13 protein-coding genes and 2 tRNA genes are annotated in these 13,434 nt (G+C 48.1%); 13 read left to right on the top strand and 2 right to left on the bottom strand.

What is annotated here, in order from left to right; genetic code table 11:
* Positions 1 to 2: 2 nt before the first annotated feature.
* Both carB and greA read left to right on the top strand, forming a co-directional pair.
* Positions 3 to 3,227: a carbamoyl-phosphate synthase large subunit gene (gene carB, locus EGC76_RS00675; RefSeq protein WP_128351100.1), complete on the top strand. Its 3,225-nt coding sequence runs from the start codon at positions 3 to 5 to the stop codon at positions 3,225 to 3,227.
* On the top strand, positions 3,224 to 3,700 hold the full coding sequence (greA, locus tag EGC76_RS00670; protein WP_128351099.1) for a transcription elongation factor GreA: 477 nt from the start codon (positions 3,224 to 3,226) through the stop codon (positions 3,698 to 3,700). Before carB ends, greA begins: the two co-directional genes overlap by 4 nt.
* 28 nt (positions 3,701 to 3,728) lie before the next feature.
* On the opposite strand, the gene EGC76_RS00665 is transcribed toward greA, so the two are convergent.
* Positions 3,729 to 3,998 (bottom strand): helix-turn-helix domain-containing protein, encoded by a 270-nt coding sequence (locus EGC76_RS00665; protein ID WP_128351098.1) that lies wholly within the window; start codon positions 3,996 to 3,998, stop codon positions 3,729 to 3,731.
* 192 nt (positions 3,999 to 4,190) lie between these two features.
* On the opposite strand from EGC76_RS00665, the gene EGC76_RS00660 reads away from it, so the two are divergent.
* Positions 4,191 to 4,634 (top strand): helix-turn-helix domain-containing protein, encoded by a 444-nt coding sequence (locus tag EGC76_RS00660; RefSeq protein ID WP_164876766.1) that lies wholly within the window; start codon positions 4,191 to 4,193, stop codon positions 4,632 to 4,634.
* A 9-nt stretch (positions 4,635 to 4,643) separates the two neighbouring features.
* On the opposite strand, the gene yhbY is transcribed toward EGC76_RS00660, so the two are convergent.
* Positions 4,644 to 4,952: a ribosome assembly RNA-binding protein YhbY gene (gene yhbY / locus EGC76_RS00655; RefSeq protein WP_128351096.1), complete on the bottom strand. Its 309-nt coding sequence runs from the start codon at positions 4,950 to 4,952 to the stop codon at positions 4,644 to 4,646.
* 81 nt (positions 4,953 to 5,033) lie between these two features.
* Here yhbY and rlmE point away from each other — a divergent pair, with 81 nt between their 5' ends.
* From rlmE to nusA, 10 genes are all read left to right on the top strand, one after another.
* Positions 5,034 to 5,660, top strand: a complete 627-nt coding sequence (gene rlmE, locus EGC76_RS00650) for a 23S rRNA (uridine(2552)-2'-O)-methyltransferase RlmE (RefSeq protein ID WP_128351095.1) — start codon at positions 5,034 to 5,036, stop codon at positions 5,658 to 5,660.
* Positions 5,661 to 5,705: 45 nt separating this feature from the next.
* On the top strand, positions 5,706 to 7,634 hold the full coding sequence (ftsH, locus tag EGC76_RS00645) for an ATP-dependent zinc metalloprotease FtsH (RefSeq protein WP_128351094.1): 1,929 nt from the start codon (positions 5,706 to 5,708) through the stop codon (positions 7,632 to 7,634).
* A gap of 60 nt (positions 7,635 to 7,694) precedes the next feature.
* On the top strand, positions 7,695 to 8,513 hold the full coding sequence (folP, locus tag EGC76_RS00640) for a dihydropteroate synthase (RefSeq protein ID WP_128351093.1): 819 nt from the start codon (positions 7,695 to 7,697) through the stop codon (positions 8,511 to 8,513).
* Entirely contained in the window at positions 8,510 to 9,850 is a 1,341-nt protein-coding gene (glmM, locus tag EGC76_RS00635; RefSeq protein ID WP_128351092.1) for a phosphoglucosamine mutase, read from the top strand. Before folP ends, glmM begins: the two co-directional genes overlap by 4 nt.
* A gap of 90 nt (positions 9,851 to 9,940) precedes the next feature.
* Positions 9,941 to 10,705, top strand: a complete 765-nt coding sequence (tpiA, locus tag EGC76_RS00630) for a triose-phosphate isomerase (RefSeq protein WP_128351091.1) — start codon at positions 9,941 to 9,943, stop codon at positions 10,703 to 10,705.
* 3 nt (positions 10,706 to 10,708) lie between these two features.
* The gene (gene secG, locus EGC76_RS00625; RefSeq protein ID WP_128351090.1) at positions 10,709 to 11,035 is read left to right on the top strand and encodes a preprotein translocase subunit SecG; all 327 of its coding nucleotides are present in this window, start codon (positions 10,709 to 10,711) and stop codon (positions 11,033 to 11,035) included.
* A gap of 25 nt (positions 11,036 to 11,060) precedes the next feature.
* Positions 11,061 to 11,145, top strand: a tRNA-Leu gene (locus tag EGC76_RS00620).
* Positions 11,146 to 11,209: 64 nt separating this feature from the next.
* A tRNA-Met gene (locus tag EGC76_RS00615) sits at positions 11,210 to 11,286 on the top strand.
* A gap of 190 nt (positions 11,287 to 11,476) precedes the next feature.
* Entirely contained in the window at positions 11,477 to 11,905 is a 429-nt protein-coding gene (gene rimP / locus EGC76_RS00610) for a ribosome maturation factor RimP (RefSeq protein ID WP_417659700.1), read from the top strand.
* Positions 11,906 to 11,929: 24 nt separating this feature from the next.
* A complete protein-coding gene (gene nusA / locus EGC76_RS00605; protein WP_128351088.1) occupies positions 11,930 to 13,429 on the top strand; it encodes a transcription termination factor NusA in 1,500 nt (499 codons plus the stop codon).
* Positions 13,430 to 13,434: the final 5 nt, after the last annotated feature.

Here is a 13,434-nt window from a genome sequence, read left to right as displayed (position 1 = left end):
CTATGCCAAAACGTACCGATATCAAAAGCATTCTGATTATTGGCGCTGGCCCGATTGTTATCGGCCAGGCCTGTGAATTCGACTACTCTGGCGCACAAGCATGTAAAGCGCTGCGCGAAGAGGGTTACCGGGTCATTTTGGTGAATTCAAACCCGGCAACCATCATGACTGACCCGGAAATGGCCGATGTGACCTACATTGAGCCAATTCATTGGGAAGTCGTCGCTAAAATTATTGAAGTTGAGCGCCCCGACGCAGTATTGCCGACTATGGGTGGGCAAACTGCTCTTAACTGTGCTCTTGAGCTGGATAAGCATGGCGTACTTGAAAAGTACAACGTAGAAATGATTGGTGCCAACGCTGATGCTATCGACAAAGCGGAAGACCGCGATCGTTTCGATAAAGCAATGAAAGCCATTGGGCTGGAAACACCAAATGCTAAAGTGGCGCGCAGCTTACAGCAAGCCTTCGAAATTCAGGAAGAGTTTGGCTTCCCGCTAATTATTCGCCCAAGCTTCACCATGGGTGGTAGCGGTGGTGGTATTGCCTATAACCGCGAAGAATTTGAAGAAATTTGTCGCCGTGGTTTAGATTTATCGCCAACCAAAGAGCTGCTGATTGACCAGTCGTTAATTGGCTGGAAAGAATACGAGATGGAAGTAGTTCGCGACAAAGCAGATAACTGCATTATCGTGTGCGCGATTGAAAACTTTGATGCCATGGGCATCCATACCGGTGATTCAATCACTGTAGCCCCGTCACAAACGCTTTCTGATAAAGAATATCAGCTGATGCGTGACGCGGCGATGGCCGTATTGCGCGAAATTGGTGTTGAAACCGGCGGCTCAAACGTGCAGTTTGGTGTCGATCCGGATACCGGGCGCATGGTTATTATTGAAATGAATCCACGGGTTTCTCGTTCATCGGCATTAGCCTCAAAAGCAACAGGTTTTCCAATCGCCAAAGTGGCGGCGAAACTTGCTGTTGGCTATACCCTTGATGAACTCGAAAATGAAATTACTGGCGGTGTAACGCCTGCGTCGTTCGAGCCTGCGCTTGATTACGTGGTTACTAAGATACCGCGCTTTAATTTTGAAAAATTTGCCGGATGTAACGACCGCCTTACCACCCAGATGAAGTCAGTGGGTGAGGTGATGGCCATTGGTCGTAACCAGCAAGAATCAATGCAAAAAGCTTTGCGTGGTCTGGAAATTGGCGTGTCAGGCTTTGACCCGATGGTTGATCCGAATGACGCAGAATCGCGCGGCAAGGTGATTCGTGAACTGAAAGAGCCAGGCGCCGAGCGTATCTTCTATATTGCTGATGCATTTCGCTTGGGTATGACCGTGCGTGAAGTATTTGAACTGACGCGCATTGATGAGTGGTACTTAATTCAGATAGAAGAAATTGTGCTGCTTGAAGACGAAATTCAGAAGCTTGGTATGGTAGGCCTTGATGAATACGTATTGCGTTTATTAAAGCGTAAAGGCTTTGCCGACAAGCGCATTGCCGATCTACTTGATGTGGCTGAAACTGAAGTGCGTCGTCGTCGTAACGAGCTGAATATTCACCCGGTATACAAGCGTGTTGATACCTGTGCAGCGGAATTCCGTTCTGACACGGCATACATGTATTCAACCTACGATGAAGAGTGTGAAGCAGCGCCGAGCGACCGCGACAAGATCATGGTTATTGGTGGCGGGCCTAACCGCATTGGTCAAGGTATTGAATTTGACTATTGTTGTGTTCATGCGGCGCTGGCGCTGCGTGAAGATGGCTATGAAACTATCATGGTGAACTGTAACCCTGAGACGGTTTCTACGGACTATGACACCTCAGATCGCTTGTACTTTGAGCCGATTACTCTGGAAGATGTACTGGAAATTGTTCGTGTTGAAAAACCGAAAGGCGTTATTGTGCAGTATGGCGGTCAAACGCCACTGAAACTGGCCCGTGAGCTTGAAGCGAACGGCGTGCCGATTATTGGTACATCGCCTGACGCGATTGACCGTGCGGAAGACCGCGAACGCTTCCAAAGTGCCGTAACGCGGTTGGGTTTAAAGCAGCCTGAAAATGCAACAGTAACTAAGGTTGAACAGGCATTGCGCGAAGCGGAGCGTATTGGTTATCCGTTGGTGGTGCGTCCTTCATACGTGTTGGGCGGTCGCGCCATGGAAATCGTGTACGATGAAGTTGACTTACTGCGTTACTTAACCGACGCCGTGAAGGTTTCAAATTCAGCACCGGTTCTGTTAGACCGTTTCCTTGATAACGCCATTGAAGTGGACGTTGATGCCATCTGCGACGGCACCGATGTACTGATTGGCGGCATCATGCAGCATATTGAGCAAGCCGGTGTGCATTCTGGCGATTCCGCCTGTTCATTACCCCCTTATTCGTTAAGCGATAAGATTCAGGACGAGTTGCGTGATCAGATGCGTAAACTGGCGTTTGAGCTGGGTGTTAATGGCTTGATGAACGCGCAGTTTGCGGTAAAAGATGATGAAATTTATCTGATTGAAGTGAATCCGCGTGCAGCGCGCACTGTGCCGTTTGTTTCGAAAGCTACGGGCTTGCCACTGGCGAAAATTGCCGCGCGAGTTATGGTGGGACAGTCACTTGCACAGCAGGGCTATACTGAAGAAGTTATTCCGCCATACTACTCAGTGAAAGAAGTGGTTATTCCGTTCGCGAAGTTCCAAGGCGTGGATCCAATCCGTGGTCCTGAAATGCGCTCTACTGGCGAAGTGATGGGCGTAGGTGAAAGCTTTGAAGAAGCGTATGCGAAAGCAAATTTGGGTGCAGGTGAAGCACTGGCGAAAGCTGGTAAAGCCTTGCTATCAGTGCGTGATGGCGACAAAGCTCGTTTGTTTGACTTGGCGCGAGGTCTTATTGGGCTTGGCTTTAGTCTGGAAGCGACACGCGGCACCGCAAAATTACTTAAAGACGATGGTATAGCGTGCTCTGTAGTGAACAAGCTGCAGGAAGGCCGGCCGAATATTGTTGATGCAATTAAGAACGGCGAGTACAGTTACATTATCAATACAGTTGAAGGGCGTCAGGCGATTGAAGACTCAGTTTACATTCGTCGTGAAGCGCTGTTGAATAAAGTAATCTATACCACAACATTAAACGCAGCGTTTGCGACAGTGAAAGCGAATACGGCAGATGACCGTGCGCGCGTAAATTCGTTGCAGGCACTGCATAAAAGGGTTTTAGAACGATGAATCAAATTCCAATGACTACCCACGGCGCAGAAATGTTGCGGGTAGAATTGAAACGTTTAAAAACAGAAGATCGACCGCGTATTATTCAGGCTATCTCTGATGCGCGCGAACATGGCGATCTTAAAGAAAATGCCGAGTACCACGCGGCACGTGAACAACAAGGGTTTTGTGAAGGACGGATTCAAGAAATTGAAGCTAAATTGTCCAATGCGCAAATCATTGATGTCACCAAAGTACCAAACCAAGGCAAAGTCATTTTTGGGGCGACTGTGACGCTTTATAACACAGTGACCGAAAAGGAAGTTACCTATCGTATTGTGGGTGATGACGAGGCTGACATTAAGCAAAATCTCATTTCAATCAATTCGCCCATTGCGCGCGCATTGATTGGTAAAGGTATTGACGATGTTGCACGGGTCAACACACCAAACGGTGAGGTTGAATACGAAGTGGTGAACGTTGCTTACGTTTAGCCCTTTGAATATAAAAGGTTAGAAAGTATTAACCCTTCAACAGCGCGACCAGTTCGCGCTGTTTTTGTTTGCGTTGTTCGCTCGTTAGAGGCTGTTGATGATACGCCTCAACGTCAGGAAACACGACTTCAATATCCTCGCCCAATGCTTTCGCAATTGCCAGCGCCACCGGTTGTGAGCGCGCTTTGCGGGACGCAACCTTCGACACCAGAGAAGGGCTCTTCCCGAGTGCTTCGGCAATCATCGAAAAATCGAATCCGCGCCGCATTAATTCCTTTTTGATTTGTTTACTGTCCATCAGGTATAGTGCTTCTTGTTCAATGGTAGTGAATAATTAATTCACAGAGAGTTCCAAAGTTAACTCATATGAAGGCTTTTTATGTCAAATGACGTAAAAAATAACAGAATAGTGTCAAATGACATAACCGCACAAAATAGACCACAGACAACGTTCAAAAGCAACCTTGATTTACCGGATGTGGATACCTGTATGGCGCGGTTAGCATTGGTGTCACAGCAAAAGTCAGCGAGTGCGATCATGCGTTGGTTGGGGCTTCCACCAAGTACACATAGCAACTGGAAACGCCGAAACTCGGTGAATTATGATCGTGTTGTAGAAGGATTGCTGCGACACAACGTGTCGTTAGATTGGTTCTTCGCGCCGAGCACCGATTTGTTTTATCCGAATGTGAGTTCCGTTGTGAGTGAAACGGGAACCGAGTATCAGTCTAATGAAGCCGTGACTTTAACGCTCAAGGCACTCGAGCACGTAGAGCCGATAATGCAGCATTATAAGGTCGAAATGACCGAGCAGAACCGTCAGATAATGGCTGAAACATTTTTGAAACGGCGCGGTGACGGTATGTTACTGGACACTGCGCTGCGCCAAGTAGCAATTGCATTGGCGACAGCACAGGGTAATGCAGAAGGGTAGTTTAACGCGTTAGCTACGTGGCAGTTGAATTTTTCCCGCTGAGCTTGGCTTATACAGCGTTAAAATCTTACCCACAACTTGAACTCTGGTGCCGCCGGTATGCGCAACGATAGTTGCGTAGACTTGCTCACGTAATTCCCGATCTTCATCAGGTACTTTTATTTTAATCAGCTCATGATGTTCAAGAGCCAGTTCGATTTCCGCCATGACGCCTTCAGTCAGACCATTAGCGCCCAATAAGACGACCGGTTTTAACGAATGAGCCAACGATTTTAGGTGTTGTTTCTGTTTATTGCTTAAGGTTACGGCCGTTGCCATGTAATATATCCCATCAATTGACTTGAATTTTCGCTATTCTACCGCCATCTGGGTAGAAGAAGCCAGTTTGGTAAGAGAAACATGACAAAAAAACGCTCCGCCAGCAGTACGCGCTGGTTACAAGAACACTTTAGCGATCATTATGTACAGAAAGCGCAAAAAAAGGGCTATCGCTCCCGTGCAGTGTTTAAAATAGAAGAGATTCAGCAACGTGACCGAATTTTAAAACAGGGTCAGACGGTAGTGGATCTTGGTGCAGCGCCGGGTGGTTGGTCACAGTTTGTGGTGGACAGCCTGCATGGCAATTGTGAAGTTATCGCCTGCGACATTTTACCGATGGACCCAATCGCCGGCGTCGACTTTCTTGAAGGCGATTTTTGTGACGAAGAAGTTTTAGCGGCGCTGTTGAGCCGAATCGGTGGCAAAAACGTAGATGTTGTATTATCCGATATGGCACCCAATATGAGCGGTAACGACAATGTTGACCAGCCGCGATCAATGTATCTTGTTGAATTGGCTTTAGATATGTGTCATCAGGTATTGAAACCAAACGGCAGTTTCGTCGTCAAAGTATTTCAGGGGCAAGGGTTTGAAGAGTTTTTGAAAGATTTACGTGCGGCATTCACCACGGTGAAAACCCGCAAACCTGATTCATCACGGGCGCGTTCTCGTGAGGTGTATCTGGTAGCGACCGGTTACAAACTGTAGTACTCTGTAAGGCGTGCTACAAATGCAAACAAGAGGTAGTCAGCTTTGAGCGATATGGCAAAGAATCTCATACTATGGCTCGTAATAGCCGTAGTTTTAATGACTGTGTTTAACAACTTCAGTCAAAGCGGCAGCACTAGCCAGCAAGTGCCCTACAGCCAGTTTATTAGCCAAGTGCATAACGGTGGCGTAAGCAAGGTTGATATTGATGGGCGGGTGATTACTGCGCAAGCGCGCAGTGGTGAGCCGTTTACCACGGTAGTGCCGACTCAATATGATCCGAAACTTTTGGATGACTTGTTAGAAAACAACGTTGAAGTAAACGGCAAGCTTCCGGAAGAGCCGAGCATGTTAGCTCAAATCTTCATTTCGTGGTTCCCCATGATTTTGCTGATTGGCGTGTGGATATTTTTCATGCGACAAATGCAAGGTGGCGGCGGTGGTCGTGGCGCGATGTCGTTCGGTAAAAGCAAAGCGCGCTTGATGAGCGAAGACCAAATTAAGACAACGTTCGCTGATGTGGCTGGTTGTGATGAAGCCAAAGAAGAAGTCAGCGAATTGGTTGATTACTTGAAAGACCCAAGCCGTTTCCAACATCTTGGCGGTAAAATTCCGACTGGGGTGCTGATGGTAGGGCCTCCAGGTACAGGTAAAACATTGTTGGCGAAAGCCATTGCCGGTGAAGCACGGGTACCTTTCTTCTCGATTTCAGGTTCTGATTTCGTAGAAATGTTTGTTGGTGTGGGTGCTTCACGTGTACGTGACATGTTTGAACAAGCCAAGAAAGCTGCACCATGCATCATCTTCATTGATGAGATTGATGCGGTAGGGCGCCAACGTGGTGCCGGTTTGGGCGGCGGTCACGACGAGCGCGAGCAAACGTTGAACCAAATGTTAGTGGAAATGGATGGCTTTGAGGGCAATGAGGGCATAATCGTTATTGCTGCAACAAACCGTCCGGATGTTTTAGACCCTGCGTTACTGCGCCCTGGTCGCTTTGACCGTCAAGTTATGGTCGGTTTGCCGGATGTGCGCGGACGTGAACAAATTCTGAAAGTGCATATGCGCAAAGTTCCGCTGGGCAAAGACGTTGAAGCTTCGGTGATTGCGCGTGGTACGCCAGGGTTCTCGGGTGCTGATTTGGCCAACTTGGTTAACGAAGCAGCCTTGTTCGCGGCACGTGGCAACAAAAAAGTTGTTGCTATGGAAGAGTTTGAAAAAGCCAAAGACAAAATCATGATGGGCGCGGAGCGTCGGTCAATGGTGATGACTGAAGAAGAAAAAGCCATGACCGCCTACCATGAAGCTGGTCACGCTATTGTTGGGCGACTGGTGCCCGAGCATGACCCAGTTTATAAAGTATCCATCATACCGCGTGGGCGTGCTTTAGGGGTTACCATGTACTTGCCTGAGCAAGACCGTGTCAGTCATTCTAAGCAGCATCTGGAAAGTATGATCTCGAGTCTGTTCGGGGGCCGTTTGGCCGAGCAAATTATCTATGGTGACGAAAAAGTTACCACCGGCGCGTCAAACGATATCGAGCGGGCAACGCAAATTGCTCGCAAGATGGTGACGCAATGGGGCTTGTCTGAGAAGATGGGGCCATTGCTCTATGCAGAAGATGAAAACGAAGTGTTCTTAGGGCGCTCGGTAACGCAACATAAGCACATGTCCGATGATACTGCACGTGCCATCGACCAGGAAGTGAAGCTGTTTATTGACCGCAACTACGATCGTGCAAAACGCATCTTGGAAGAGAACGTCGACATCTTGCATACCATGAAAGATGCGTTGATGAAGTATGAAACCATTGACGCGGACCAGATTGATGACCTGATGAATCGTCGTGACGTACGTGAGCCACGAGACTGGCAACAGCGTGACAATAATAAGCCCGGTGGTGATGACGGTGAGTCTGAAGTTAGCAAACCGGTGCCAACGAGCAAACCAGCTGGAGATTCTCCAGCCAGTTAAACAATAATAAGAAGCCCCGTAATTCGGGGCTTTTTTTTGAGTGAATACGGGTACGAAGTCATGTCGGATACACGCACAAACATTGAAGTCATGGGAATATTGAACGCAACGCCTGATTCGTTTTCAGACGGCGGCAAGTTCAATCAGCTCGACCGAGCGCTTTATCAAGCCGAACAAATGGTTGCTGATGGCGCCGCATGGCTTGATATTGGCGGCGAATCAACGCGCCCAGGAAGCCAAGGTGTGGGCGTGCAAGAAGAGCTCGAGCGGGTCATTCCGATTGTGGAGAAGCTGCGTCAGAACTTTGATGTGTCGCTGTCGGTCGATACCTGTAAAACAGCGGTAATGGCCGAAGCACTCAAGTACGGCGTGCGCATGATTAATGATATTAATGCGCTGCGCGATGAAGGGGCTGAGCTGCTGTTAGCCAGTAGGCCGGACGTTAAAGTGTGTCTGATGCACATGCAAGGCGAACCACGTAGCATGCAGCACGAGCCGCGCTATGACGACGTGGTGGTGGAGGTAAAACAGTTTCTCGACGCGCGTGTACGCGCTTGTGTGAACGCGGGCATACAAAAAAATAATATATATCTCGATCCGGGCTTTGGATTTGGTAAGTCTGTCAGGCATAATTACCAGCTGCTACAACGCTTGCAAGCGTTCCATGAGCTGCAACTGCCATTGCTAATTGGTATGTCGCGCAAATCTATGGTCGGTCAAGTTACCAACCGTGAGGTAAGTGAGCGCTTAGCAGGTAGCATTGCAGCGGCAACGATTGCCGCGATGAAAGGGGCACAGATTATTCGTGTGCATGATGTCAAGGAAACGGTTGATGCAATGAAAGTCGTTGCAGCAACCTTGGCTGGAGAATTCGCTTGAGTGAGCGTAAATATTTTGGCACTGACGGGGTTCGTGGCCGCGTTGGTGATTTTCCGATTACCCCAGATTTTGCTGTAAAACTGGGATGGGCTGCGGGTACCGTATTGTCAGCTAATGGCAACCATCGTGTATTGGTGGGCAAAGACACCCGTTTGTCTGGATATATGCTGGAGTCAGCGCTAGAAGCCGGTTTGTTATCTGCTGGTGTCAGCGTGGAATTTTTGGGCCCAATGCCAACACCTGCGGTTGCCTATTTGACGCGTAATTTTCGCGCAGCAGCCGGGATTGTAATTAGTGCTTCGCATAATCCTTATTACGATAATGGCATTAAGTTCTTCTCAGACTCAGGCAGTAAATTGCCTGACAGTGTCGAAGCAGAAATAGAACGCTTATTGGATGAACCGATTCGCTGTGTGCCTTCTGAAAATATGGGGCGCGCCAGTCGTATTGATGATGCACCTGGGCGCTATATTGAATTTTGTAAAAGTGTATTCCCGTCTGACTTATCACTCAAAGGCTTAAAAATAGTGGTCGATTGCGCTCATGGCGCAACTTACCATATTGCCCCAGATGTGCTCAGCGAATTGGGTGCAGATATTTGGGAAATTGGTACTGAGCCAAATGGCGTCAATATCAATGAAAAATGTGGTGCCACCCACCTTGATGCGCTACGCGCCAAAGTGCTTGAAGTGAACGCTGATCTCGGCTTTGCGCTTGATGGTGATGGCGACCGGATTATGATGGTAACCGCATCAGGCCGCGTGGTTGATGGTGACGATATTATTTATATTCTGGCGCGTGCAGCACAGCAAGACGGCTTGCTGCAAGGTGGTATTGTTGGCACCTTGATGAGTAATTTTGCGTTAGAAAAGTTTTTTACTGATCGCCGCATTCCTTTTGTTCGGGCTAAAGTTGGTGACCGTTATGTGATGGAAGAGTTGGTGAAACGTGATTGGCGTATCGGTGGCGAAAATTCAGGCCACATTATTAATCGTCAATTCCATAGCACCGGCGATGGCATCATTGCAGGTTTGCAAGTACTTACCGCAATGCAACGCGAAGGCCGAAGCCTTGACGACTTATTGCAAAACTTTACCAAGTTTCCGCAAGCTTTAGTGAATGTCCGTTTCGAAGCTGGAACCGACCCTTTGGCAGCTGACAATGTGCAGGCGGTGGTTACCGAAGTTGAACAAGCTTTGGGTAACAATGGTCGGGTACTGTTGCGAAAGTCGGGAACTGAGCCGTTAATACGTGTCATGGTAGAAGGTAAAGACGCAAAAACGGTACGCAAGTTTGCTGAAGAAATTGCCAGTGAAGTGGAAGCGGCTAGTAATTAATCAGTGAACAACTATTTAAGCATTCACTGCTTGTAACTTGGGGCGAGGTTATGTAATATCTCGCCGCTCTCAATGAAGTCAGAGGTTTAGATGCAACGCCAACCGTTAGTTATTGCTAACTGGAAAATGAACGGCGACCGCGCCTTGGTCGTAACCATGGCTGATGCACTCCGAGACAGTGCTGCACAGCACGCTGGAGTAAGCGTGGTGGTATGTCCACCCGCAGTGTTAATGCCCGCTTGGCAGCAAGCAGCATTCTACGACAACGTGCAGTTAGGCGCGCAAGACGCAAACGAGAACTCGAGCGGTGCCCATACTGGTGAACATAGCCTTGCACTTGTGCAAGAAGCTGGTGCCAGCATGGTTCTTATCGGGCACTCGGAGCGCCGCCAGTTTTATGGTGATAATGCGAAGCGTATTGCTGCGAAAGTTAGCCATGTGCTGGAAAGCTCACCGATGACTGCAGTGCTGTGTGTTGGCGAAAGTGCGCAAGAGCGTGAGCAACAACGCACGTTTGATGTTATTGCGCAGCAGTTGAACGAAGCCTTGCAGAACATTGACAGCGCCGAACGTTTAGTGATTGCCTATGAACCAGTTTGGGCAATTGGAACTGGCTTGACCGCTTCGCCGGAACAAGCGCAGGAAGTTCACGCGTTTATACGTAACTGGTTAAATGAAAAATTCGGGCCTTCAGGCGCCAACTTACAGATTTTGTATGGTGGTAGCGTGAAAGCTGATAATGCTGAGCAACTTTTTGCACAAGCTGATATAGATGGTGGTTTGATAGGCGGCGCAAGTTTAGTGCCAGAGCAATTCGTAGCCATCTGCGATGCTGCACAAACCCGGAGTAAGTAAGCTATGTACGAAATATTATTGATTGCCTACTTGATTGTTGCGTTAATCCTGGTTGGTTTCATTATGATCCAACAAGGTAAAGGCGCAGACATGGGCGCTTCATTCGGCGCTGGTTCGTCGAATACTGTATTCGGTTCAGGCGGTTCAGGTAACTTCCTAACCCGTACAACCGCTGTTTTGGCTGTTGTGTTTTTTGTACTGAGTTTAATTCTAGGTAACTTATCCTCAGGCAATGGCGACACCAAAGGTAACTTCGATGAAATTGAAGTACCAGTGGAAGAAGTTCCTGCAGTGCCTACGAACGACAGTGACGTTCCAGGTAGTAACTAAGCATTTAATTGCTAAAAGATTTTTTGCGGATGTGGTGGAATTGGTAGACACGCTATCTTGAGGGGGTAGTGCTTTAGGGCGTGCGGGTTCAAGTCCCGCCATCCGCACCAAATTAGCGACCGGCCACGGTTGCGTTTCCGTTGGAAACCCTTATAATATGGACACGTTTTCGGACGCGGGGTGGAGCAGTCTGGTAGCTCGTCGGGCTCATAACCCGAAGGTCGTAGGTTCAAATCCTGCCCCCGCAACCAATTACAAAAGGGTCCAGTGTTTTAAAAGCCCCGCAGCAGTTCGGGGCTTTTTACTATGTGACCTTTGCTGCGGCAGTTCTACGTATGAGCGTACAACTGAGTGGGCAGTCAACAACACTGGGCGTTTACGCCCTTTTTTTGTTTTTAGGAGTTAGCAAACTTGGCTCGTATTGAAGACCGTTTATTCGACATGATAGAACCTGCTGTTTCAGCACTTGACTATGCCTTGTGGGGCGTAGAATTTGTGCGTGCAGGTAAACATTCTACGCTGCGCGTTTATATTGACCATGAAGATGGCGTAAGTGTAGATGACTGTGCAAAAGTCAGTCATCAGGTTAGCGCTATTTTAGACGTTGAAGATCCAATTCAAAGTGAATATTTCCTTGAAGTTTCTTCGCCTGGTATGGAACGGCCTTTCTTCAAAGCGGCTCAGTACGCTGACTACCTGGGTGAAACGGCAGCCGTAGAGCTGACCATGGCCCAACAAGGTAAACGTAAATTTAAAGGTGTAATTGCCGCAGTTGATGGCGATTACGTTGAATTCAATATTGATGGCGAAGCGTTTAAAGTAGCGCAGTCATCAATCAAGAAAGCTCATTTAGTTCCTCAGTTTAACTAAGGATTGCGTAGGCGAGGCAAAACAATGGCAAAAGAAATATTATTGGTTGCAGAAGCAGTTTCAAATGAAAAAGATGTTTCAAAAGAAAAGATTTTTGAAGCGCTTGAATCTGCGCTCGCGCACGCAACCAAAAAGAAATATGACGGTGACATCGATGTACGCGTAAGTATTGATCGCCATACCGGTGAATTTGATACCTACCGTCGTTGGTTAGTGGTTGACGACAGTGAGCAACCGCTTGAGCACCCGTATCGCGAAATCAGCTTAGCAGCTGCTCAGTATGAAGACGAAAGTGTTCAAGCTGGCGACTATGTTGAAGAGCAAATTGATTCAATTGAGTTCGACCGAATCACCACGCAAACCGCTAAGCAAGTTATCGTACAAAAAGTTCGTGAAGCCGAGCGGGCGAAAGTGGTTGATGAATACCAAGATCAAGTTGGCGAATTAGTCAGCGGTATCGTAAAACGCGCAACGCGCGAGCACGTTATTTTAGATTTAGGTAACAATGCTGAAGCAATTATCTATCGTGAAGACTTGTTGCCGCGTGAATCATTCCGCGCTGGCGACCGGTTGCGTGGTTTATTGTTTGAAGTTCGCCCAGAAGCTCGTGGTGCACAGCTATTTATGAGCCGTACCCATCCTGACTTCTTGATTGAACTGTTCCGCATTGAAGTGCCGGAAATCGGCGAAGAAATGATTGAAATCCGTGGTGCTGCGCGTGACCCAGGTTCGCGTGCAAAAATTGCGGTGAAGAGTAATGACCGTCGCATTGACCCTGTTGGGGCTTGTGTTGGTATGCGTGGTGCACGTGTACAAGCAGTGTCGGGCGAATTAGGTGGCGAACGTGTTGACATCGTACTGTGGGACGATAACCCAGCGCAGTTCGTAATCAATGCCATGGCACCGGCTGAAGTTGCGTCTATTGTGGTTGACGAAGAAGCGCACACAATGGATATCGCAGTTGAAGAAGGCAACCTTGCACAAGCTATCGGTAAAGCCGGCCAAAACGTTCGCCTTGCGAGCCAGTTAACAGGTTGGCAGCTGAATGTCATGTCAGTTGACGAATTTAATGAGAAGAACCAAGCCGAAGCGCAGAAAGTGCTCGACTTGTTTACGTCGAAGTTAGGTATCGATGAAGATTTCGCTGGTGTATTGGTGGATGAAGGCTTCTCAACCTTAGAAGAAATCGCGTATGTACCAGTTGACGAGCTGTTAGATATTGAAGGTATGGACGAGGACATCGTTGAAGAATTACGTAGCCGTGCGAAAGGCGTGTTAACAACACAAGCCTTGGCCAACGAAGAGTCGTTAGAAAGTGCTGAGCCAGATGAAACACTACTGAACCTTGAAGGTTTAGATCGTCATTTGGCTTTCGTATTTGCAAGTCACGGTATTGTCACCTTAGAAGACCTTGCTGAGCAAGGTATTGATGATTTGGCCGATATTGACGAACTAACCGCAGAGCGAGCAGGCGAGCTGATTATGCAAGCGCGTAACATCTGCTGGTTCGGTAATGAAGAATAAGATCA

It is taken from the genome of Pseudidiomarina gelatinasegens (assembly GCF_004025325.1).
Taxonomy (GTDB): Bacteria; Pseudomonadota; Gammaproteobacteria; order Enterobacterales; family Alteromonadaceae; genus Pseudidiomarina; species Pseudidiomarina gelatinasegens.
This window is presented reverse-complemented; position numbering and strand designations above follow the sequence as displayed.

What these genes read in the sequence shown, in the direction of transcription:
- tpiA (WP_128351091.1), top strand. Translation starts at nt 9,941, where the DNA reads ATGCAACGCCAACCGTTAGTTATTGCTAACTGGAAAATGAACGGCGAC.
- rlmE (WP_128351095.1), top strand. Translation starts at nt 5,034, where the DNA reads ATGACAAAAAAACGCTCCGCCAGCAGTACGCGCTGGTTACAAGAACAC.
- rimP (WP_417659700.1), top strand. Translation starts at nt 11,477, where the DNA reads ATGATAGAACCTGCTGTTTCAGCACTTGACTATGCCTTGTGGGGCGTA.
- folP (WP_128351093.1), top strand. Translation starts at nt 7,695, where the DNA reads ATGTCGGATACACGCACAAACATTGAAGTCATGGGAATATTGAACGCA.
- EGC76_RS00665 (WP_128351098.1), bottom strand. Translation starts at nt 3,998, where the DNA reads ATGGACAGTAAACAAATCAAAAAGGAATTAATGCGGCGCGGATTCGAT.
- carB (WP_128351100.1), top strand. Translation starts at nt 3, where the DNA reads ATGCCAAAACGTACCGATATCAAAAGCATTCTGATTATTGGCGCTGGC.
- nusA (WP_128351088.1), top strand. Translation starts at nt 11,930, where the DNA reads ATGGCAAAAGAAATATTATTGGTTGCAGAAGCAGTTTCAAATGAAAAA.
- yhbY (WP_128351096.1), bottom strand. Translation starts at nt 4,952, where the DNA reads ATGGCAACGGCCGTAACCTTAAGCAATAAACAGAAACAACACCTAAAA.
- EGC76_RS00660 (WP_164876766.1), top strand. Translation starts at nt 4,191, where the DNA reads ATGGCGCGGTTAGCATTGGTGTCACAGCAAAAGTCAGCGAGTGCGATC.
- greA (WP_128351099.1), top strand. Translation starts at nt 3,224, where the DNA reads ATGAATCAAATTCCAATGACTACCCACGGCGCAGAAATGTTGCGGGTA.
- secG (WP_128351090.1), top strand. Translation starts at nt 10,709, where the DNA reads ATGTACGAAATATTATTGATTGCCTACTTGATTGTTGCGTTAATCCTG.